The sequence below is a fragment of the Aeromicrobium panaciterrae genome (assembly GCF_031457275.1).
Classification (GTDB): Bacteria; Actinomycetota; Actinomycetes; order Propionibacteriales; family Nocardioidaceae; genus Aeromicrobium; species Aeromicrobium panaciterrae_A.
Genome location: NZ_JAVDWH010000001.1, coordinates 760,121 through 781,090, shown reverse-complemented (window position 1 = coordinate 781,090; position 20,970 = coordinate 760,121). Strand labels below are relative to the sequence as shown.

The window sequence follows — 20,970 nt, the reverse complement described above, 5'->3', positions numbered from 1 at the left end:
CTACTTGCAAGCGGACGGCGTCACAACGTCGTTGCGAGCACTCACGATTCCCGGGGTGGTCGAGAAGATGACGTCGCCCGGTTGATTGGGCCCGGAGATCATTGCGGTGGTCACCGAGATGGTTTCGCCAGGCTTGACCTGAAGCGTTACGCGGGTGACGTTGCGACCCTTGAATGTGTCGCCGTAGACCGTCTGCTTCTTGTTGTTGACCCGAACCTCGGTAAACCCGCCGCCGAACGGTGAGTAGAAACGAAGGTTCAGGCTCATCGTGCCCTTGGGAGTCGCCGAACCGTTTCCGGTGACTGACTCAGGGAGATCCTTGGCATCGGACGGCGCGTTTGAGGTGACCTGGGTGGTCGACGTGAGTTCCTGAATATTGTCTTCGAGGCACTTGGTGGCCGTGACCCTCGTCGAGTAGTTGAGGTAGTACTCCATCTTCGTTGCAGCGGCGTCGCTGAAGTAGAGGCCAACGCGCGGCGTCTTGCCGTCATCGCCGAGGAACGCGCCTGACAGGTCAGATGGAGCGATCAAGCGCTGCTCATCCTTGTGCGACGACCACACCATGATCCGGTTCTCGCTCGCGCCCTTCACCATTCCGGAGATCACCAGCCGCGACTCACCGCGACCTGACTTCACGACATTGAAGACCTTGCGCGCGGCATATTCGAACGTGTCATTCTGCCGCGTGGAGTCTGGGTAGAAGCGATAGATCGCGTTGAGCAGCACCTCGACGGCATTCTCGGGCGTCAGGGCCGCGCCGTTCTTGAGCTTGACCGGGCCGGTGCCCGCAAGGATGAAGCTCATTGCGACCGGGTCGACAGAGATGACTCCGTCGACGTTCTTGTTGAGACCCTTCTTGACCATCGCGCGGGTGATCTGTGCCGTACGAGGAAAGTCAGGAGTGAGGTTGGCGTTGCGGAGGTCGGTCACCAGCGCAGACGAGAACACGTCCTTCTCGTCCTCGGTCATCGGGACAACAGGCTCCTCAAACGGGAGTAGATCCTGGATGGCTCCCTGGAATCCCATCGACAGCTTGCCCTGCTTGGCGGTGAGGATCGCGTACGAGCCAGCAATGCCGCCCGTCGCACGGATCTCCGCGTTGCTCTGGATCAGCAGGAGGTAGCGGCGGGTCTCATCCTTGCCGAGCATCGACGGAAGCAGGCGAGCCGCGAGGGTCGCCGACTTGGATGCGTTTCGGGCCTCGCCAACTTTGGCCTGGATGGACGAGACCGGTCCGCGCAGCGGGACAAGCAGGGAGCCGGCGTTGATGTCACGAATCTGCTTGTTGGCTTTGGCGATAGCGTCAGATGCGTCCGAGACCGACGGCCCGATCTCCTCGATGGCGTTGATGTCGACTTTGCCGTCATGCGGGCTGTAGGTGTTGAGGTTGATCTTTGAGGACAGATCGACGACGGGCGGGAGAGCCTCCCGGGCGATGGTGTCGATCGCGACAGACACGTCCTGCACCGCGGACACGTTCTTGCCGAAGAACGGGACCTTGGCACCCAGCCGCCAGAGAACTCCGTCGGTTGAGCTCTTGGCACGGTCAGCTGAGTCGGCGAGTGCGGCCATCGTCGTCTTGGCTGCCACGTCATCGCCCGCAATGATCTGGTTCTGCAGGACCTGCGCCTGGTTGGCAGCAAGCCTCAACGCCGAACTCGCGCGCGCAGCCTGCCATCCGAAGAGGATGAGCACCGCCGTCAGAAGACCGGCGAACGCCCAACCGAAGTGTGCGCGGGTGATCTTGCGGTACCACGGACGGTGCTTCCGCGATCGATAGGCCGACTGGCTCATTGAACTCCGAACGGGTTGTCGCGGGCGACCATAAAAAGAATCGTGCACGTCCCGATAGTCGGGACGTGCACGATTCTACGTACCAGTCTTAGTGGCTCGACTGACGACGGCGAGCCATGTAGGTGACGCCACCGCCAACAAGAACCAGTCCGCCGCCGAGCAGGATCAGCGACAGGTTGGATCCACCGGTGTCGGGCAGCGAACCGCTGTCATCGCCACCGAGGGGAAGCAGGGTGACCGTGGCAGATGCACTGGCTTCCTGAATCGCAGCCTGAAGGGTGCTGGCGCCGCTGCCGGTCGAGTAGAACGCAGGAGCGGTGGTCGCATCGTCGGTGGACGCGGTCTGTCCGTCGTCGTATTCGCACGTGGCGGTGATCGGCGACTTGAACTTCTTGGTCACGACCTTGGTCTTGTAGGAGCCAGAGAACGATGTTCCGCTGCCCTGCTGCACAGCGGGCTCGCCCGGTGCGCGACCGTCGTTGTATGTGATGGTCCAGTCGCACTCGACCGAGCCGGAGTCAGCCGTGTAGCTGAACGTGTTGCCGCCGACAAGAATGTTGTCGTCGAGCGTGAGCGTGATCGGGGGATCTGAGTAACCCGCGTTTGCCGAGCCGGCGGAGAGCAGGGTCGCTGCTCCCGCGATCACCGCGGCGGCAATCAGCCTGATCTTCATCATCCGCACTCCAAAAGGTCCGAGTTTTGTTGAGTCCAAGCGGTGGATAAACCGCCGTGACTCCCTACATAGATCACGTTATGTTCTGGCTAACGACCTGCTGTGCAGTTCGTTATGGGAAAACTCTAGCGTAGAAACGCGATCCTGCGGTCACCAAGGGGTGTTCCCGGTCACTATCTGATACGGACTGCGTTCAAGCGCGCTTCCAAGTCTTTCCGAGATCGACGCTGGTCAGCACGTTATCGCCGACCAAGGCATACAACTGAGCGGTTGAGCCGACGAGCGAAGTCACCACTTCGGCCTTGCTGACGCACTTGCCGGGGGTCCAGACACCTCCGGCATCAGTCGTGACGTAAAAACGCGAAGTGCACGCCCCACCAGGCGCAATGGCATATCCGTCATAGAGGCCACCGAACAGTCCGGCCGTCACGCCGTCCAGGCTGCCGAGCGTCACCCACCTCTGGCCGTTGTCGTCCGTGCCCAGCACCAAATCGTTGTCGCACAGCACCTTGGCGTTGCGATCGCTGAGCGGCGCCAGCGAGATCACGGCACATCCCGGCTCGGTAGCTCCGTCCGGGGACACCACTCCCGTTCCAGGGGCGTCAACAAACCATTCGTCGGCGATCTTCGACCTCTGCCACGACCGCCCTCCATCATCAGTCTTAAACCCCCGGGACGTGCACTCGTCGTCGCTGGCCACCACCGTGAATTCGGTGGGTGAGTCCGCTTGAAACGACAGGATCGTACGTACGGTTTGCGGGGCGTCCCCTGGATTCGAACCTTCCGAGGAGCCGAGGAGGGGAAGCGCTACTTCGCTGAACTTCTCTCCCCCGTCAAGCGACAAGTCAATGCGGGGCCTTCCGTCAGCGGTGCATTGACCGCGCGTCACCCGGGCGAGGTATCCACGCTGCGACTGTACGAGCGTGACGGCGCCATTCGCCTCAGTCGGTGGAGCTGAACTGCTCGATGACGGTGTCGGAAGATCTCCTCGCGCTACAGGGGCCGCCAGCAGGTTTCGCTGCAGCACGACGAACAACGCGATGTTCGCGATGACGAGAGCGCTGAGTCCTGCAATTGCCACACGGCGTTTGGCTTGCTGGCCCAGCCAGCCTCTTCTCGACATGCCTCATGTTAGCGAGGGCGGACCTGCCCAAGTGCGTCCAGCCGAGCCACCCAAGTCGGTAGAGTCCGTCAAGGTGGGCCGCACTGGCCCGCGAGGCAATTCGGAGGGGGTCGCGTGCGAGCCAGCTTTCTCGTAGCGCTTCGCGGTCACCGCCTGCCCGTCCTGATACTGGTCGACTCGATCGGGTGGATGGCAGCGATCTACTTTGCGACTGCGTTGCGCTTTGAAACGCTGACAACGGCTCCGCGCATCAACATGGAGGGGGTCGGGACACCGATTCCGCTCTTCGGCGTTCTGCTCGTCGGCAGCGTGGCCATCTCGACGCACATCCTGATCGCCTGGATGCTGCGCCTCCACCATGGTCGGCGAGCGTTCGGCAGCTTCGAAGAACTCTTCTTGTTGGCGAGTGTTCTCGTAGCGGCCAGCATCGCAGCGACGGCCTTCAATGTCCTCAGCGAGCCGCCGTACATCCCACGATCAACGACCATCATCGCCACCTTCATCGCCCTGGTGCTGTGCGCCTGGCCGCGAGCTCTCTGGCGGGTGCTCATGTCGCAGGGCAAGCCCGGCCCATCCGGCGCCGTGTCCACACCGGCGATCATCGTGGGCGCGGGAGACGCGGGGCGCCAGTTGGTGCAGTCCATGCAGCGAGACCGTGAACAGCGATGGAAGCCAGTCGGCTTCATCGACGACGACTCGAACAAGAAGCACCTCCGCTACCGAGGACTCGACGTGCTCGGGACCACCGACCAACTCGCGCGAGTCGCATCGCGTACCGGCGCAAACACCGTCATCGTCGCGATTCCCAGCGCCAGTTCGGGGACGATCAGCCGCATCAACGATGTCGCTGTTGTTGCGGGTCTCAGCGTCAAGGTTCTGCCGAGCGTGGGCGAGCTTCTTGCTGGCGTCCACCACACGGCCGTCAGGGACCTGGAGCCAGAGGATCTGCTGGGTCGACACCAGATCCAGACCGATCTAGCCTCGATCGCCGGCTACCTCAGCGGTATGCGCGTGCTCGTGACGGGAGCTGGCGGTTCCATCGGCTCCGAATTGTGCCGGCAAATCGTCCGGTTCGGCCCCGAGTCGCTGGTCATACTCGATCGCGACGAATCAGCACTCCACTCGCTACTGCTGTCGATGCACGGACGAGCCGACCTCGAGTCGCGCACTGTCGTACTTGCCGACATCCGCGACGGAGAACGTATGCGGCAAGTGTTTGCTGACCACCGACCCCAGGTCGTGTTCCACGCGGCCGCGCTCAAGCACGTCAACCTGCTCGAAGGTCAGGCCTCCGAGGCGGTCAAGACCAATGTGTTCGGCACCCTCAACGTGCTCGAGGCATCGACAGAGTTCGCGGTCGAACGTTTCGTCAACATCTCCACTGACAAGGCCGCCGACCCGATCAACGTGCTGGGCTACACCAAGCGCATCGCCGAGCGATTGACAGCTGGATTCGCCACGAAAACGTCCGGTATCTACATCAGCGTTCGGTTCGGCAACGTCCTCGGTACAAGCGGATCAGTGCTGCGCACGTTTGCCGCACAGATCCAGCTGGGCGGTCCAGTGACCGTGACGGATCCCGCTGTGACCCGCTATTTCATGACAGTGGATGAAGCAGTCCAGCTCGTGATCCAAGCGGCAGCGATCGGTCGCAACGGTGAGGCACTCGTGCTCGACATGGGTGACCCGGTCCGGATCGTCGAAGTCGCCGAGCGCTTGATCGAACAGTCCAACACCTCCGTCAACATCGTTTTCACCGGGCTGAAGCCAGGCGAGAAGCTGCACGAGAAGCTGTTCGGCTCCGGTGAGGTCGATGACCGACCTGTTCACCCTCTTGTCTCGCACGTCTCCGTCCCGCCAGTCACCGCGGCCGAAGCACTGGACCTTCGCCTCGACATGGACAACAGGGCAGCCGTTGACTCAATCGCGGCGATGTCGGCACAACTGGCGATGCCCGATCAGACCAAGGTCCGCCCGTGACTCGTATCCACCTCTCAAGCCCGGACGTCAGTCCACTTGAGGAGCGTCACGTCGTGGACGCCATCCGATCGGGTTGGGTTGCGCCGACAGGTCCAGACGTCGACTCCTTCGAACGCGAAATGGCCGACCGCCTTGGCATGGAGCACGCCGTTGCTCTCAGTTCCGGCACGGCGGCCCTCCACCTCGTGCTCGTCGCGTGGGGCGTCGGTCCCGGCGACTTCGTCCCGACGGCAGCGCTCACCTTCGCAGCGACCGCCAATGCGATCGCATACACGGGCGCTACCCCGGTGTTCGTCGACTGCGTCCCGTCGACCGGCAACATCGACCCCGAACTACTCGACCAGACGATCCAGCGACTGCGCGACGAAGGCAAGAACGTGCCAGCCATCGTGCCCGTGGACATCCTGGGCAAATGCGCCGACTACGACGCCATCGCCGCAATCGCCGCCAAACACGGACTCAAGATCCTGTCCGACTCCGCTGAATCGATGGGCGCGCGGTCAGGCGACACCCTCGCCGGATCGTTCGGAGACGCCGCAGTGCTGTCGTTCAACGGCAACAAGATCATGACGACATCCGGCGGCGGGATGGTTCTGACCCGCGACCCCGACCTCGCCGACCGACTGCGCTTCCTGTCAGCTCAGGCACGAGAGCCAGCAGTCCACTACGAGCACCGCGAGATCGGTTACAACTACCGACTCTCCAACCTGCTCGCCGGACTCGGTCGGGCTCAACTGGCACGACTCGACGAGATGCTCACTCGTCGACGAGCCGTCCGCGAGACGTACGTATCGCTCTTTGACACTGTCCCGGGCGTCGAGATCTTCCAGCGCGAGGGCGATGACGAGGACAACTGCTGGCTCACAGCAATCCTGGTCGACAGCAATGTGACGGGGTGGCCGACCGAGCAGCTGCGGAAGGCTCTCGAGGCAGAGGACATCGAGAGTCGGCCGTTGTGGAAGCCCTTGCACCTCCAGCCCGCTTTCGCCGGATCACCCCAAAACATCAACGGCGCAGCGGAGACCCTCTTCGAATCGGGACTCTCCTTGCCCAGCGGGTCATCGCTCAGCACCGATGACATCGCCCGAGTGACAACCGCGATCCTCGAATTCCTGGGCGAGGTCTGATGCGTCCCCATCTCACCAAGCGAGTCCTCGACCTGTCCCTTTCCACGGTCGCGCTCGTGCTCTCGTTGCCCATCCAGGCCATCATCGCGTTGCTGATCTGGGCTCGCATGGGGACGCCGGTGCTGTTCCGTCAAGAGCGCGCAGGGATCGGCGGCGCTCCATTCACCATGATCAAGTTCCGCACCATGCTGCCCGCACCGGTTGGCGCCAGCGCCGGTTTCGATGACGCCAATCGACTGACCCGGCTTGGCGCCCTGCTGCGCGGCTCGAGCCTGGATGAGCTCCCTACGCTTTTCAATGTGCTCAAGGGCGATATGTCGATTGTCGGGCCGCGGCCTCTGCCAACTGAGTACTCCGTCCAATACACGCCAGATCAACGGCGACGCGAGGAAGTACTTCCGGGCATCACGGGCCTGACGCAGGTCGGTGGGCGCAACACGTTGTCTTGGGCCGAGAGGTTCGACCTCGACGTCCGCTATGTCGACTCTCAGAGCCTGAAGCTCGACCTGTCGATTCTGTTGAAGACCATCGGAGTGTTGTTCCGGCGCGAGGGGCCTGCCTACGGCGGCGGCGTCACCAGCGCACCATTTGAAGGTGAGCGCCCATGACACTCGATCTGGTCATCGTGGGATCAGGTGGCTTTGGACGCGAGGCGGCCGATGTTGTCGACGCCATCAACGCGGTCAGTCCGACATGGAACGTGGTCGGCTTCGTCGACGACTCGCCCACCGAGGAAAACGTGGCGCGCGTGGGTCGGCGAGGAAGTCAGATTCTCGGCCCACTCAGCGGAATCGGTGACTACGCTCCCGGTGCCCACTGTGTGATTGGCGTAGGCAACCCCACCACACGTCAAAGACTCGCTGCCCTTGCTGGTGAAGCAGGGATGGTCCCAGCCACGCTGGTCCACCCGACGGCCGTGATCGGCGCCAACTCCATGATTGCCCCCGGCTCCGTGATCTGCGCTTTCGTCGCGGTGGGGTCCGACGTCACGCTGGGTTCTCACGTACATCTGGACCGCGGCTCCCACGTCGGCCACGACTCCGTCCTGGAGGACTTCGTGACAGTGCATCCGGCCGCCGTCATCTCAGGAAGCTGCCATATCGGCACCGGTGTCGAACTCGGCACCAACTCCACACTCATCCAGGAGATACGGGTGGGGGCGCACGCGACCGTCGGTGCCGCAGCGTGTGTCGTGCACGATGTACCCACCAACGTGACCGTCAAGGGGGTTCCGGCGCGATGAAGGTTCTCATCACCGGCGGGGCGGGCTTCATCGGATCCAACCTTGTCGAGACCCTGATCTCGCGGGATCCCTCCACCGAGATCGTCGTTCTCGACGACCTGACAACTGGCCGCAAAGACAATCTTCAGGGGCTTGACGTCACGTTCCTCGAAGGGTCAATCCTTTCGATGGACCAGCTTGCTGAGGCTGTCGATGGCGTCGACGCGGTCGTACATCTCGCGGCCATCGGCAGCGTCGCACTTTCCGTCGAGCATCCACGTCGCGCTCACGACGCCAATGCGACCGGCACTCTCAACGTCCTCGAAGCCGCGCGGCTCGCCAACGTCAACCAGGTGATCGTGGCGTCATCCAGCTCGGTCTACGGCAGCAATGAAGCCATGCCGAAGTCAGAGTTCGACTGGACGAGACCCATGAGTCCGTATGCGGCTAGCAAGCTCGCCACCGAGTCGTATGCGATCGCGTACGGCCACTCGTACGGCATCAAGACGTTGGCGCTGCGTTTCTTCAACGTCTACGGACCTCGCCAACAGCCCGACCACGACTATGCGGCGGTCATTCCTCGATTCCTCGACGCCGCTCTTCATGGAGAGCGACTCACGATTCACGGCGACGGACTCCAGTCTCGCGACTTCACGTATGTGGCATCCGTCTGCGACGCCATCGCGCTGTCGCTGGAGAAGTCGCTTCACTTCGACCAACCGATCAACCTCGCCTTCGGCACCAACACCACTCTTCTTGAGCTGGTCAGTGAGATCGAGTCGATTCTGGGTCGTCAGCTCACGGTCGAACACACACCACTTCGACCTGGGGACGTCCGAGCGTCACAGTCCGACGGGAAGCGCATCCGAGAGCTGTTCCCCGAGCTGCAGCCAGTGCCGCTGCCCGAAGGGCTCAAGGCGACGGCGGCGTGGCTGGCATCGAACCAGCCTCTCGACTGAAGCTGCGCAGGAACCAGCGAACGCCCTCCCCACACACGGTGGAAAGGGCGTCCCTGGACTAGCTACAAACGATCAGACGGCGACAAGCACCTCTGCGACGATGCCCTTGGCAGCGGTCACGGCGTTGTCGACCGAGACTGACTTCGGGGCAAGCGTGCGGAGCGTCCAGTCACCCGGGCCGGCAAAGAACCGGAACTGACCCGTGGCGGAGGTCGGAACCTCAGCGGTGAACTCGCCCGTACGGTCGAGCAGACGAACGTACGCGTTGCCGACGGGCTCGCCGTCACGCGTGACGACACCCTGGATGACGGCTTCGTTGGCGACGTCAACGCCTTCGAGGCTCGGTCCGCCTCGGATCGCGCCGCACATCAGGCGACACCCGGCTCGTCGCCGAGGGCGACAGGCACAGCGCGCAGAGCGCCGTATTCGGTCCACGATCCGTCGTAGTTCTTGACGTTCTCGTGACCCAGGATCTCCTTGAGTACGAACCACGTGTGCGAGCTGCGCTCGCCGATGCGGCAGTAGGCAATGGTGTCCTTGGCGTCGTCGAGACCGGCTTCGGCGTAGAGCTCCTTGAGCTCTTCGTCGCTGCGGAAGGTGCCGTCGTCGTTGGCAGCCTTGCTCCACGGCACGTTGCCGGCAGTCGGGATGTGACCGCCGATCTGAGCCTGCTCCTGCGGCAGGTGCGCCGGAGCGAGGAGGCGCCCGGCGTACTCGTCAGGGCTGCGTACGTCGATGAGGTTCTTGGTGCCGATGGCAGCGATGACCTCGTCGCGGAACGCACGAATGTCAGCGTTGGGCGCCTTGGCGACGTACGTCGTCGCGGGACGCTCGGCGACCTCGGTCGTCAACTCACGGCTGTCGAGCTCCCACTTCTTGCGACCGCCGTCGAGGAGACGAAGGTTCTCGTGGCCGTAGTACTTGAGGTACCAGTAAGCGTAGGCGGCGAACCAGTTGTTGTTGCCGCCGTAGAAGACGACGGTGTCGTCATTGCTGATGCCCTTGGACGACAGCAGCGCGCCGAGGCGATCGCCGTCGATGAAGTCGTGGCGGACGCCATCCTGCAGGTCCTTGCGCCAGTCGATCTTGACTGCTCCGGCGATGTGACCCTTGTCGTAGGCGTCAGCGTCTTCGTCGACCTCGATGAGAACGACGTTGGAGTCGGAGAGGTGCTCTTCGACCCAGTCAGCTGTGACGAGCGCGGATTCGCGGCTCATACGGTTCCTCCATTGGTGTGTGATGCGTGAGTGTTACGGGACGTTTGTCAGGCACTGACCGGCGTGAACCGGCGCAGCAGAAGGTAGAGCTCGCAGCCCAGGCAGAAGCCGAGGACCGAGTTGAGCAGTGCTGCGATGAGCGCGAATGCCGTGGCCACGAGCCCGACCGTGGTGGCACCGGCCAAGAAGGCGACCAGTGCTACTGCGGTGAACGCGAAACCGACGAGCTGCGCGAAGCGCGGCGGACGGGAGTCCTCGAGCTCGGCGGGAGCGCCGATCCGGGGACGGATGAACTTCTTGAAGAAGATCGAGTAGGGCGAGCGACCAAGTCCGACGAACGCCGCGGTGGCGAACACAGCAACCTGGACAGCCAGCAAGATCTCGCGCGCCGGCGAAGGCAGTACGAGAACCAGTGCGACAACGACGGCGGTGATGCCGGCGGCGACGCGCAGACCGCGCGGATCGACCTGAGTCGGTGCGGACTGCTGTCTTGCGACGGTGTCTTGGGAAGACATGTAACTGCTCCTGGGCATTCGGGGGTCACGGCCGGTGGTCCGGGCTGGTGACGGGCTGACGGGGATGAAGGGTCAGCGCATACGACACAGCGACGAGCACATGCAGCAGTTGTCCACTGCCCTGCGTCGCGTGAGATGTGTCGTCTGGAACATGTCATCCAGAGTAGGGAGGAAATGGCCGCAATCCTCGATTCGTCCCGACATATGGACACCCGTCCCATATCGCGAGATTCGTACGTGGGGAGTGTGGCTCAGACCACAGCGTGATTGAGCGCCGCGAGTACCTGTTCACGCCGCGGAAGGCCCGAAGCGCGACGGGTGACCCGACCCTTGGCATCGAGAACCAACACTGTCGGCGTACGCAGAATGTTGAGCTTTCGGGTCAGCTCAAGCTGCTCCTCGGCGTCGATTTCGATCGTGACAACGCCCGGGGTCTTGGCTGCGATGTCGGTCAGGAGTACGCGCGTTGCTCGGCAGGGTGCGCAGAATGCGCTCGAGAACTGAACGAGCGTTGCACGCTCACCGAGGGGGGCACCGAGTTCACCGACGCCGAGCCGCTCACCGTCGGGCTTCGAGGCAAACCGGCCATTCTTCAGCTGCAGTACGACAGCGATGACGACCGTCAGCGCAAGCGCCGCAATCAGGACGAGGGGACCCACACTCCAAGCGTACGTGGCAGTTCACAGGCGTCCCGATCTGTGAGATGACTAGGCTCACGACGGTGACGACCCAACCCGCGACTGCCTTGAGGATCGCTGTTGTCCTCAAGACAAACGAGGGTGGCTTGTGGATCCTCCCCCACCTCCATGAAATGAGCCGCCGCGGACATCACCCAGTCGTGGTGATCCCGTCAGGCGATGGTCGCCTGAGACGGGAGCTGGACGAGGCCGCGTTCACCGTCGTGGAGTCTCAGTTCAACTTTCGGCTGCGGCCAACCCCATCGACCCTGCTCGGACTGAGGCGCCTCCGAAAGCAGCTCCGGTCACTCAAGCCAGACGTCCTTCACTATCACCTGTACGCATCCGCACTCGCGACTCGACTGGCGACCGTGCGGATGGGCGTTCCCCGAGTTCACATGGTGGCCGGACCGCTCTACCTCGAGTCAGCCCTGATCCGATTCTTCGAACGGATTCTGATGCGTCTTGACACCGTCATCGTGGCTGGCAGCGAATACACCGCCCGCGTCTACCGAGGCCTCAGTCGCAAGGGTCCTTCGGTCCAGACCGTCGCGTACGCGATGCAGGCAGGCCAGTTCAGACCGGCCATTCCGTCCGATCGAGCGGCAGCGCGTGCCACTCTCGGCCTCGATGAGGACACCACTCTCTTCGTCATGGTCGCGTACGTCTATGCGGCAAAGCGGATGACCCACAAGGGACGCGGGATCAAGGGCCACGACATCCTTCTTGAAGCCTGGCAAGCAGTGTCGGCCAGCCGCCCATCTGCGCATTTGCTGCTGGTGGGTTCCGGATTCGACGCTGCGGGCGAAACGCTTCGCCAGGAACTCATCGAGCGATTCAACATTCAGGACGACCCGACTGTGACCTGGCTGAGCACGCTGTCCGACGTACGGCCGTACTACGCCGCGGCAGATGTCTCAGTGAGTCCGTCACTGTCGGAAAACCACGGTGCCGCGCGCCAAGCATCAGCGTCGGGAGTGGCGAGTCTCGTCAGCGATGCCGGAGGACTTCCCGAAACAGTCGACCCGGACTCCGGCTGGATCGTGCCCGCCGGCGACGTCGAAGCACTCGCACAGAAGATGTCGGAGGTGGCGTCGCTCGGCCCACAACACCTTCGTGCGTGGGGCCTACGAGCCGCAGCCCGGGAGGCTCGGAACTTCGATCCCGAAACACTCGCCAAGGCGTTGGTCGACCTGTTGGAGGAAACCGCTCAGCCCAACGGTCAGCTGCGGCGTCCGTAGAGGGTGTCGCGCACCCATGGCCGCGCATCATCAGCCCGGCGTTGGACATCGAAGCCCCAACTCTCCAAAGCTGCCTCGACCTCTGTTGAGGAGCGAAACTCCTCACCGTCTCCGCGGTCGGCCCTGAAGTCGTGACACCCGATGATCACGAGCGATGCGCGTCTCGCGGTCTGGTCCATACCGCGAACAGCGAGCTTCTCGGCACCCTCGATATTCATTCGCACCATGTCGACGCGTGCGAGACCTTCGGACAGCTCATCGAGAGTTACTGCCTTGACAGTGACCCCAGCGTCGGCGGACGTCACGACATTGTTGGACAAGATTCCGTCCACCCCGTCGTCAGAGATCGTCAACACGCCGGGAGCATCGGCGACCGCAGCGTTCACGAGCGAAACGTTGTCGAGTTTGTTCAGCTCGACGGCGCGGGCGAGGAACTCGAAAGTTCCCGGATGAGCTTCTATCGCAATCACCCGACCAGTCGGACCCACCATGCGGCTCAGGACGACTGTGTCGGTGCCACATTCAGCGCCGACCTCGATGACGGTGTCTCCAGGAGACGGCGAGCCGGCCCAAAACCAGACGTCACGAGAATCCCTGTTCCTGATGGACCACGGCGCCCCACGAGGGGTCGGCGAGACCACCGAAGTTCCTCGATAACGGTGGACCCAGCCTCCGGTTAGCCTGTCTCGATGAACGTACGCAAACTCACGACGTCGACCTGCGAGGTATAGCATCCTGACGACGCTGACGGCCACGTCTTTCATACGCGCGAGCATGGCGGCACAGTAGCCCGATTCGCGTGCCTCACGCGGCCTGGTGCCCCAGACTGAGGTTCCCCACCGTCCCGTCCACCACGAGCGGAAAGTCCAACCACGTGAGCGAACCGGATGCCCGGCCCGTCACCGTGTTTGTCGAGTCCCGATTCGTGCGTGGCGCGGAGGGCGCAGTCCTGACCAACGAGTCCATGCTCGCAGGCGACGGGTGGACTCGGACTCTTCCGCAGGGCACCAATTTGCGGCTGGCGGGACGCATCACCAAGAGCACGGGATCCGGCAAACATCAGCTGTCAGGCGAGTTCGTGGCACTGCCGTACTACGTGAACGCTCGCGCGATGGTTGTCGTGCTGCCTCGCCTCGCCTGGACGATTTTTCGCCTGACGTTCACGTCGTCCGCAATTGTCGTCAAGCAGCCCGGGATCATCGGCATCCTCGCGGTTCTGGCAGCCACAGTGCGTCGACTGCCCATCGTCCTGCAGGTTGTTGGTGATCCACGCGATGTACTCCATTCGGGCGTGATCGGTCGACCAGCGCGTTGGATGTCCATTCCCGCCGTCGCGGCCACGCGTTGGTGTGTCAGGCGCGGCGATGTCGTGCGCTACGTGACAGATGAGTATCTGCAGAAGAACTATCCGCCGAACAAGGACGCCGTCGCCGTCGCATGTTCCGACGTTGTGGTCCATCCGCAGCCCATCCGGGCGGAAGAACCCCGCAACGCACGCATCATTTCCGTCGGCACGCAGCAAGTCGCATACAAGGGCCACAACTACCTGATCGAAGCCGTGGCATCGCTGATCGGCGACTATCCGGACATCGAGCTTGTACTCGTCGGCGAGGGCATCTACCAACGAACCCTCCGGCGTCAGTGTCGCGACCTCGGCATCGAGAACCGGGTGAGGTTCACCGGTCAGATTGCTCACTCAGAAATACGGGCTGAGCTCGATGCCAGCACCATCTTTGCCATGCCGTCACTTGCGGAAGGGATGCCGCGCGCCTTGATCGAAGCGATGGCACGATCTCTTCCATGTGTCAGTACTCGAGTGGGCGGAATTCCCGAGCTCTTGCCGGAGCATTGGTGCATCCCACCCGAGAACGCCTCCGTACTCGCGGATCGCATCGGTGAACTCCTTGCGGACGAAGATCTGCGCGAGGTTGAGGGACGGCGAAACCTCGAGCGTTCGCATAGCTTCTCCGGTGAGCACCAGGCGACGCTACTGGATACGTGGACTGACGCTGTCGGAGCGGTTTTGAGGACTCAGGCATGACGCCCCCGGCACGGCAGGTTGTCCACATCCTCGGCGCGCTCGACGTTGGCGGAGCCGAAACCAGGGCGCTTGAGCTCTGCCAGGCGTTACCCGCGTCGGAGGTCTCGCAGACGTTCGTATGCCTCTCGGGAAGAAAGGGAGAACTCGCCCCGCAGTTCCTAGCGGCTGGTGCGAAGGTGATCCCGTTGCGGATCTCGTGGCGACCTTCGTTCGTGATTCAGCTCTTCTTGATCTTTCGGCGACATCGCCCGGCCGTGGTCATGTCCCACGTCTCCCTGACCAGCGGCGTCATTCTTGCGGTCGCGTGGGCAGCCAGGGCTGACCAGCGGATCGCCCGTATGCACAGCACCGGCGACAGCCACGACACTGGCATGTTGCGCCGGGCATACCGATACCTGGCCGCAACGCTGCTCGGTGTGACAGCGCAACAAATCTCGGGCGTGACCCAGTCCTCCCTGGATTGGGTGCAACAGCACGGTGCAACACGTCGGCGGATCGCCGCCCGCAGCGTGGTCATGCCGAATGCCATCGACCTCGACCGATATCGCCCCCCTTCCACACCGCCTCCACTCGGCCCAGGTGGCACAGTCCTGTACCTCGGTCGCGCCTCACCTGAGAAGAACCGAGCTCATCTCGTCCCGATCCAGCGGGAGCTGCTCACGCTGGGCCCGTGGAAGACACTCGTGGCAGGCGAAGGCGGATCGGACGACCTCAGCAAATCGTTACCTGAGGGTCTGCAGCTGCTGGGCGCCCGCTCCGATGCGCCAGACCTTCTGCGTCAGGCGAACGTGCTGGTACTGCCGTCATTCCGGGAGGGTCTTCCGGGCGTGATTCTGGAGGCACTGGCAACGGGAGTCCCTGTTGTGGCGAGTGACTTGCCGACGATCCGCGAGCTTGCGGAGACGATGCCCGGTATCTGGCTCGTGTCGCTCGACGAACCGGTGCACGTATGGGCCGAGGCGATTCAGATTGCCGCGAGGTCGGCCGATGCCGCGACGCTTCGCGGATCGATGGTGGACTCCCAATTCGACCTCAAGAAGAATGTCTCGGTGTGGCGGGACGCGTGGTCGGCATGACGACCGACGCAATTCAGGAAAGGGATCTCGGGGCCGGGCCTCGGGTGATTGCCGGGCTTGCCATCGCGCTCCTCGCATCGATCTTCATCGCGACCGGGCCAAGTCACGGCATGGGCACTCTCGCCATCGGTTTCTGCATCACGTGGATAGGGCTTCTGTTTACGGTCTGGTCACCCAAGCGTGGCCTCGTCGAGGGTCGCGGCGTCTACCTGATCGTCTTCGGCCTGTTCCACGGAGGCCTGGTCATTGCCACTGCGCTCATCGGGGAAGAGGCATTCCTCAACCGATTCGAGAGCGGTTGGATCACGGCACGCAACCTCGAGCCAGCCGTGACGATCGTGTGCTTCGCGATGATTGCCTTCACCGTCGGAGCGTTGTGCGCACCCCAGATCAAGCTGCCACTCCGCGCGGCGGACGGCGCGTCAATCGAGACGCGGCTCACCGTTGCGGGCGCCGCACTGCTGGTGGCAGCCATCCTCTTGCTGATGCCGGTCGTCATTGGCGACAACATCTTCACACTGTCGTACGACCAGATCTTTGCGCTGGGTACAGGACGAGGATTCGCGTACGGACTCGGATTCCTGACCGCTGGGTGCGGACTTCTCATCGCTGCAGACGGCAAAGCTCGCACGGCCGGCTGGGCCGCATTCGTCATCGTGGCGCTGATCCTCCTGCCGATCGGATTCCGCGGGCCCGTTCTGTTCGCGGCCGCGCCGCTGGTCGTCATCGAGGGCCGGAGGCGGCATTTCAACCTTCTCTTCGTTCTTCCGGCGGCGATCGCGACCCTCACGGTTGCCAGCATCATCAGACAGACTCGGCTCGGTGGAATTCAAGCGCTCCTGAACCCCACTGACGTCGGTGTCGCCCCAATGCAGGGTCTGGCTGAGCTGGGCTACAGCATCAAACCGGTCGTCGTCGTCCAGGAGTGGATGGCAGGCGGGGAGCCACCCCACCACGGCGTGACGCTCATCGCCCCCATGCTTCGATTCGTTGAACGCCTAGCGGGCGGCCATCCGCCGACTCCTGACTTTCGGCTGTTCAACGTCGAGATCCTCCAGCGTGCCGGACCGATCGGCGGTTCACCCGTTGCCGAGGGGCTCCGCAACGGCGGCCCGCTCTTCGTGCTGTGCTTCATGGCCGCCATCGGGTTGGTCATCGGAATACTCGACCGTCTTCCGGACACAACCCTCGGCTCGGCGATCATCGTGATGACGCTGACGCCGTTGATGGCGAGTGTCCGCAACGACTTCGCGCCCGTGCCAGCTCGGTGGATTGTTGGCGTCATCGTCATCGGCTTGATCCTGTTGTGGCCACCACCCCGGCAGGCGCAAGAACCATGACGACCAACAAACGGCGCCAAGCTGTCACGTCTCTGATGTCCGGCACCGTCGTCCAGGTTGCGGCCAATGCGTCCGCAGCCCTGTTGAGCACTGTCGTGCTGCCGGCGGCAGATCGTGGACTCATGGTCGTAGCCCTAGCCATCCCAACCCTGATCTCGCCGATCCTGACTCTCGGTACTGGCAACGCTCTACGGAGCATCCTTCCGCGCTCGCCCGACTCCGAAGCGATGGGAGTCGTCGCGGCCTACACCCGGCTCAGCGTTGCGTCATCCGTGTTCGGTGCGCTGATCGCGGCAGTTCTGTGCATCCCGCTCTCATACCTCACTGACGACGCGCTCCGGTCCGGTCCCTTTGTCCTGGCGATCTCGGTGTCCGTCTGCGTCCTCGTGGCCACGCAACAAATCACCGAGGCTTGGTACTCGCAGGGGAAGTTCCGTATAGGAGCCCGCTGGGCCGCCTCCGCTGCCGTCGTCGGCCTCGCTGGAGTCGTGCTCGGTTGCCTTGCACACGCGTCTGCCTCAACCCTGGTGCTGCTGCAGGCTCTCTTTTCGGGCGCATCCGTCGCCGCGAGCATCGTTTACGGTCGCCAACACGGCGTCCTGGCTGTGGGCTCACCCGCTCGACTCCCCTACTCGCAACTGGTCGCCACAGGAGCGCGTTCCCTGGGCCACCCGATCGGTATGGCCCTGCTGATGCGCTCGGATCGCATCATCCTGGCGTCAGTGGCCGGGCCTCAAGCCGTCGCGACGTATGCGCTCGCTGCGACAGTTGCGGAGACGGTACGCATCGGTCCCACGGCCGTGGCCCAACTACTGACGAATGACATCGCCACTCGGCGATCCGACCTTTCGATCGTCCGCGCACAACTAGGTGGTCTCGCGGCCGTCACGATCATGGGAATCCCACTCGTCGTGGCCGCGCACTTCCTCTTCACCCCAGTATTCGGCGATGAGTACGCGGCTTCAGTCGGTCTGCTGGCCATCTTGATGGCGGCGGAGTGGGGCTTCTCACTGTTCATCTTTGCGGTGCGCGGATTCATCGGCGGCGGATGGGTATCAGAGGTCTCGTTCGTCGGCCTGCTCGCCGGGCTCGGCTCGGTTCCCGCGTACCTGCTCGGTGCACGGCTGGGAGACGCGACTGGGTGCGCGTGGGCGTGCGTCGCGCTCTACACCGTCGTCGGAGCTTTCGCGACCCTACGGCTTGCCCGCAAGCATCCGACGAAGTTTGATGTCGTCGCCCCCACAGGAGGCCCTCAATGATCCGTCGCTTCACGCCGACCCTGGTACGCACAACTCGTCGCTTGACCCGCCCAACGGGGCTCTTCCTTCGCCGCACCAAGCTGCGACTGTCCCACGAAGGCGTCGAGCTGACGGGTCGAGTCCGGATCCAGCGCCGGACCAGGATCGAGCTTGCCCGAGACGCATACTTGCGGATCGGCAACGCCCACGTCGGCAGCGACGTCTACCTCGTGGCGAGCCGCGGCGCCCGGCTGGAACTTGATGGATTCTTCATCGGACACCATGCAGTGATATCTGCACAGGAACGCGTATCTATCGGCCGCGGAACAGGCGTCGGCGAGTACGCGATGATTCGAGATTCGAACCATGACCCGAAGCACCCGATCGAGGAGATGCGGTTCGTTGTCAGCCCAGTCACGATCGGCGAGAACGTGTGGATCGGATCTGGCGTGAGCATCATGCCGGGAGTCACGATCGGCGACAACGCCATCGTCGCGGGATCTGCCGTGGTGACCTCCGACGTACCACCCAACACGACCTACGCAGGCGTGCCTGCGCGCAAGATTCGTGACACCGGCATGACCCCGCGAACCGCATGACCTCAAGCGACCAGCCGACCGACCTGCCCGACCCGTCGAACAGCGGCGACCTGCCGCGGCTCGACTACGTGCAGGGAATTCGCGGCTTCTCCGCCTCCGTCGTCGTCGCCACCCATGCTGGAATCCCGTTCGCAGGCGGCTTCGTGACGATGGACGTGTTCTTCGTACTGTCCGGATTCGTGATCGCACGGCTCTTGCTGCACGAGCGACAACGGACCGGGCGAATCTCCCTTCGAACCTTCTACAAGCGACGAGTCGCGCGGCTTCTCCCGGCGCTGGTGGTGTGCGTGATCGTCACGCTCATCGCGAGTGCGGTGCTGCTGAGCCCGCTGGGACCCCAACGTGTCGCCGCCATCACCGGACTCGCCTCCATCTTCTCGGTCGCGAACCTTGTACTTCCCTTCATCTCTGGCGGGTACTTCCAGTTCGAGGCGGACCAGAACGTCTTCCTGCACATGTGGTCGCTCTCGGTCGAGGAACAGTTCTACGCCGTGTTTCCATGGCTGCTGACTCTCGGGTTGGCCGTAGGAGCAACCCATGGACGCCGGGTTCGCAACGCGAAGGTACTGATTGGCTGCCTGGGCCTCCTGTCGTTCATCGCCTGCCTGGCCATGGCGTACGTCGCGTCGCAGGGGACGTCGCTCGCGGCGTCCATGCACAACATCACGTACTACTCCTCCGTCTCGCGAGCCTGGGAATTCGCAGCCGGCGGCCTGCTGGCGCTGTGGTGGCACCGGATCGAACGAGTCAGCCCGCGGGTGCTGTTGAGCGTGGCCACGACGGCACTGCTGGCGTATGTCGTGCTGTTCTTCGCATACGACACCACGATGGTCTTCCCGAGCGCTCTCGCCCTCCTCCCTGTCGCGATCGGAGTGGCGCTCATCGCTGTAGGCGCGGCCGGAGACACCTGGGTCCGCAGACTGTTCGAACTCAGACCCTTTGTATGGGCGGGCGATCGCTCCTACTCCTGGTACTTGTGGCACTGGCCGATCATCGTGATCGCAACAGCACTCCTGCCGGGGCGATGGTGGATTCCCCCGCTGGCAGCTCTCGCCTCAATCTGGGTCGCCAAGATCTCGTACGACCACGTCGAGCGTCGGTATCGTGCGCGATCAATTGTTGATCCGCTTGGTCGACGCACGAGCGCCTGGACGTGGCGATCACTGGGAACGCTCGCGCTTGTCGGCGCCATCACGGCCGGCATCATCTTTGGCGGCACACGCTCTCAGTGGGGCGTGCCTGCCGCACAGGCGATGGACTCGCAGGTCACGCCACTGCATCTCGACAGCCGCATCGGCTGCAGCTCTGACGTGCCGCTCGCACAACGGGCACGTACGGACTGCATGCTCAGCCACGGGGGCCGAGCGAAGGTCTATCTTCTCGGTGACTCCACCGCCGGCCAGCTTTCTGACGTACTCGCGCAGACAACCAAGAGCGCAGGCGTCGACCTCCTGTTGGGTGCCAGGTCGGCCTGTCCGTTCATGGATGTCAACGTCGTCTCTGACGGCATGGAGATGACTGAGTGTCGTACGTACGTCAGATCTGCCTTGAGCTGGCTGAGCGAACAACCTCCCGGCACAGTCGTGCTCTCGCTCGGCGGGACCACCTTCCTCAACGGCGAGAAGTACGCGTTCGAAGGTCACGACGGCAAGACAGCGCAGTCTCAGAGCAAGCGGCTAGAAGCGTATGCCGCCGGGCTCGCCGATACGTTCGCCAACCTCCGTGCGGACGGCCACCGGGTGATATTCGTCCAACCCGCCCTGCGGTTCAACTATCCCCACGGCGATCCCTGGTTGGCACAGTCCTGTCCGCTCGCGAGAATCGCCATTGATGCGCCATCATGCGGCCTCACGATCGATCGCCGCGTAATGCTCGCGGAGCGACAGCCCGCGATCGACGCGTTCAACCTCGTGCCCGAGGCAGATCGACCCGAGTCAATCGACCTGGTTGATCAGCTCTGTCGTAAGTCAGAGTGTTCGACCTACCGAGACGGTCACTGGATCTATCGCGACGCCTCTCACCTCTCAGTGCCAGCCAGCATGACTCTGGCCCCGCTGTTCACGAGCCTGCTGACTTCCTCGACAAAGGATTCGCCATGAAGCCGCCCGAGACTCGTTCCTGTCTTGCACTGGAGTTCCGCTACTGTGA

General features: G+C 63.2%; 20 protein-coding genes. 12 read left to right on the top strand and 8 right to left on the bottom strand.

From position 1 onward, the window contains the following. From J2X11_RS04050 to J2X11_RS04040, 3 genes are all read right to left on the bottom strand, one after another. Positions 1-1,794, bottom strand: a complete 1,794-nt coding sequence (locus tag J2X11_RS04050) for a DUF4012 domain-containing protein (RefSeq protein ID WP_309966986.1) — start codon at positions 1,792-1,794, stop codon at positions 1-3. Between the two features lie 88 nt (positions 1,795-1,882). After that, on the bottom strand, positions 1,883-2,470 hold the full coding sequence (locus tag J2X11_RS04045; protein WP_309966984.1) for an LPXTG cell wall anchor domain-containing protein: 588 nt from the start codon (positions 2,468-2,470) through the stop codon (positions 1,883-1,885). Positions 2,471-2,660: 190 nt separating this feature from the next. Then, complete coding sequence (locus J2X11_RS04040) at positions 2,661-3,590, bottom strand: beta propeller repeat protein (protein WP_309966982.1); 930 nt, start codon at positions 3,588-3,590, stop codon at positions 2,661-2,663. A 114-nt stretch (positions 3,591-3,704) separates the two neighbouring features. On the opposite strand from J2X11_RS04040, the gene J2X11_RS04035 reads away from it, so the two are divergent. From J2X11_RS04035 to J2X11_RS04015, 5 genes are read left to right on the top strand one after another with little or no spacing between them, the layout of a single operon-like run. After that, positions 3,705-5,570 (top strand): nucleoside-diphosphate sugar epimerase/dehydratase, encoded by a 1,866-nt coding sequence (locus tag J2X11_RS04035; RefSeq protein WP_309966980.1) that lies wholly within the window; start codon positions 3,705-3,707, stop codon positions 5,568-5,570. Continuing rightward, positions 5,567-6,697 (top strand): DegT/DnrJ/EryC1/StrS family aminotransferase, encoded by a 1,131-nt coding sequence (locus J2X11_RS04030; protein ID WP_309966978.1) that lies wholly within the window; start codon positions 5,567-5,569, stop codon positions 6,695-6,697. Before J2X11_RS04035 ends, J2X11_RS04030 begins: the two co-directional genes overlap by 4 nt. Then, on the top strand, positions 6,697-7,305 hold the full coding sequence (locus J2X11_RS04025; RefSeq protein WP_309966976.1) for a sugar transferase: 609 nt from the start codon (positions 6,697-6,699) through the stop codon (positions 7,303-7,305). The genes J2X11_RS04030 and J2X11_RS04025 overlap by 1 nt, the downstream gene beginning before the upstream one ends. Then, positions 7,302-7,940: a NeuD/PglB/VioB family sugar acetyltransferase gene (locus tag J2X11_RS04020; RefSeq protein WP_309966974.1), complete on the top strand. Its 639-nt coding sequence runs from the start codon at positions 7,302-7,304 to the stop codon at positions 7,938-7,940. The genes J2X11_RS04025 and J2X11_RS04020 overlap by 4 nt, the downstream gene beginning before the upstream one ends. Further along, positions 7,937-8,878: an NAD-dependent epimerase/dehydratase family protein gene (locus J2X11_RS04015; protein WP_309966973.1), complete on the top strand. Its 942-nt coding sequence runs from the start codon at positions 7,937-7,939 to the stop codon at positions 8,876-8,878. The genes J2X11_RS04020 and J2X11_RS04015 overlap by 4 nt, the downstream gene beginning before the upstream one ends. Before the next feature lie 72 nt (positions 8,879-8,950). Here the strand turns inward: J2X11_RS04015 and J2X11_RS04010 are convergent, their stop codons facing one another. The 4 genes from J2X11_RS04010 to J2X11_RS03995 all read right to left on the bottom strand — a co-directional run bounded on the left by J2X11_RS04010 (position 8,951) and on the right by J2X11_RS03995 (position 11,269). Beyond that, positions 8,951-9,247 carry a DUF1416 domain-containing protein gene (locus J2X11_RS04010; protein WP_309966972.1) on the bottom strand — a complete coding sequence of 99 codons (297 nt, stop codon included), beginning with the start codon at positions 9,245-9,247 and terminating at the stop codon, positions 8,951-8,953. Beyond that, positions 9,247-10,095, bottom strand: coding sequence for a sulfurtransferase (locus J2X11_RS04005; protein ID WP_309966970.1), 849 nt, complete (start codon positions 10,093-10,095; stop codon positions 9,247-9,249). Before J2X11_RS04005 ends, J2X11_RS04010 begins: the two co-directional genes overlap by 1 nt. 47 nt (positions 10,096-10,142) lie before the next feature. Next, a complete protein-coding gene (locus J2X11_RS04000) occupies positions 10,143-10,610 on the bottom strand; it encodes a DUF4395 domain-containing protein (protein WP_309966968.1) in 468 nt (155 codons plus the stop codon). Between the two features lie 251 nt (positions 10,611-10,861). Continuing rightward, positions 10,862-11,269, bottom strand: a complete 408-nt coding sequence (locus J2X11_RS03995; protein ID WP_309966966.1) for a TlpA family protein disulfide reductase — start codon at positions 11,267-11,269, stop codon at positions 10,862-10,864. A 62-nt stretch (positions 11,270-11,331) separates the two neighbouring features. Here J2X11_RS03995 and J2X11_RS03990 point away from each other — a divergent pair, with 62 nt between their 5' ends. Continuing rightward, a complete protein-coding gene (locus tag J2X11_RS03990) occupies positions 11,332-12,528 on the top strand; it encodes a glycosyltransferase (protein ID WP_309966964.1) in 1,197 nt (398 codons plus the stop codon). On the opposite strand, the gene J2X11_RS03985 is transcribed toward J2X11_RS03990, so the two are convergent. Next, a complete protein-coding gene (locus J2X11_RS03985; RefSeq protein WP_309972280.1) occupies positions 12,510-13,262 on the bottom strand; it encodes an FkbM family methyltransferase in 753 nt (250 codons plus the stop codon). The two genes, J2X11_RS03990 and J2X11_RS03985, sit on opposite strands and share 19 nt — an antisense overlap. Before the next feature lie 140 nt (positions 13,263-13,402). Here J2X11_RS03985 and J2X11_RS03980 point away from each other — a divergent pair, with 140 nt between their 5' ends. Genes J2X11_RS03980 through J2X11_RS03955 form a run of 6 tightly spaced genes read left to right on the top strand, consistent with a single transcriptional unit; the run spans position 13,403 to position 20,921 of the window. Further along, positions 13,403-14,569, top strand: a complete 1,167-nt coding sequence (locus J2X11_RS03980) for a glycosyltransferase (RefSeq protein WP_309966962.1) — start codon at positions 13,403-13,405, stop codon at positions 14,567-14,569. After that, positions 14,566-15,645: a glycosyltransferase gene (locus tag J2X11_RS03975; RefSeq protein WP_309966960.1), complete on the top strand. Its 1,080-nt coding sequence runs from the start codon at positions 14,566-14,568 to the stop codon at positions 15,643-15,645. The genes J2X11_RS03980 and J2X11_RS03975 overlap by 4 nt, the downstream gene beginning before the upstream one ends. After that, a complete protein-coding gene (gene wzy, locus J2X11_RS03970) occupies positions 15,642-16,985 on the top strand; it encodes an O-antigen polysaccharide polymerase Wzy (protein WP_309966958.1) in 1,344 nt (447 codons plus the stop codon). Before J2X11_RS03975 ends, wzy begins: the two co-directional genes overlap by 4 nt. After that, positions 16,982-18,244, top strand: a complete 1,263-nt coding sequence (locus J2X11_RS03965) for a lipopolysaccharide biosynthesis protein (protein WP_309966956.1) — start codon at positions 16,982-16,984, stop codon at positions 18,242-18,244. The genes wzy and J2X11_RS03965 overlap by 4 nt, the downstream gene beginning before the upstream one ends. Beyond that, positions 18,241-18,822, top strand: a complete 582-nt coding sequence (locus J2X11_RS03960; protein ID WP_309966954.1) for an acyltransferase — start codon at positions 18,241-18,243, stop codon at positions 18,820-18,822. Before J2X11_RS03965 ends, J2X11_RS03960 begins: the two co-directional genes overlap by 4 nt. Next, positions 18,819-20,921 carry an acyltransferase family protein gene (locus tag J2X11_RS03955; RefSeq protein WP_309966952.1) on the top strand — a complete coding sequence of 701 codons (2,103 nt, stop codon included), beginning with the start codon at positions 18,819-18,821 and terminating at the stop codon, positions 20,919-20,921. Before J2X11_RS03960 ends, J2X11_RS03955 begins: the two co-directional genes overlap by 4 nt. Positions 20,922-20,970 lie beyond the last annotated feature (49 nt).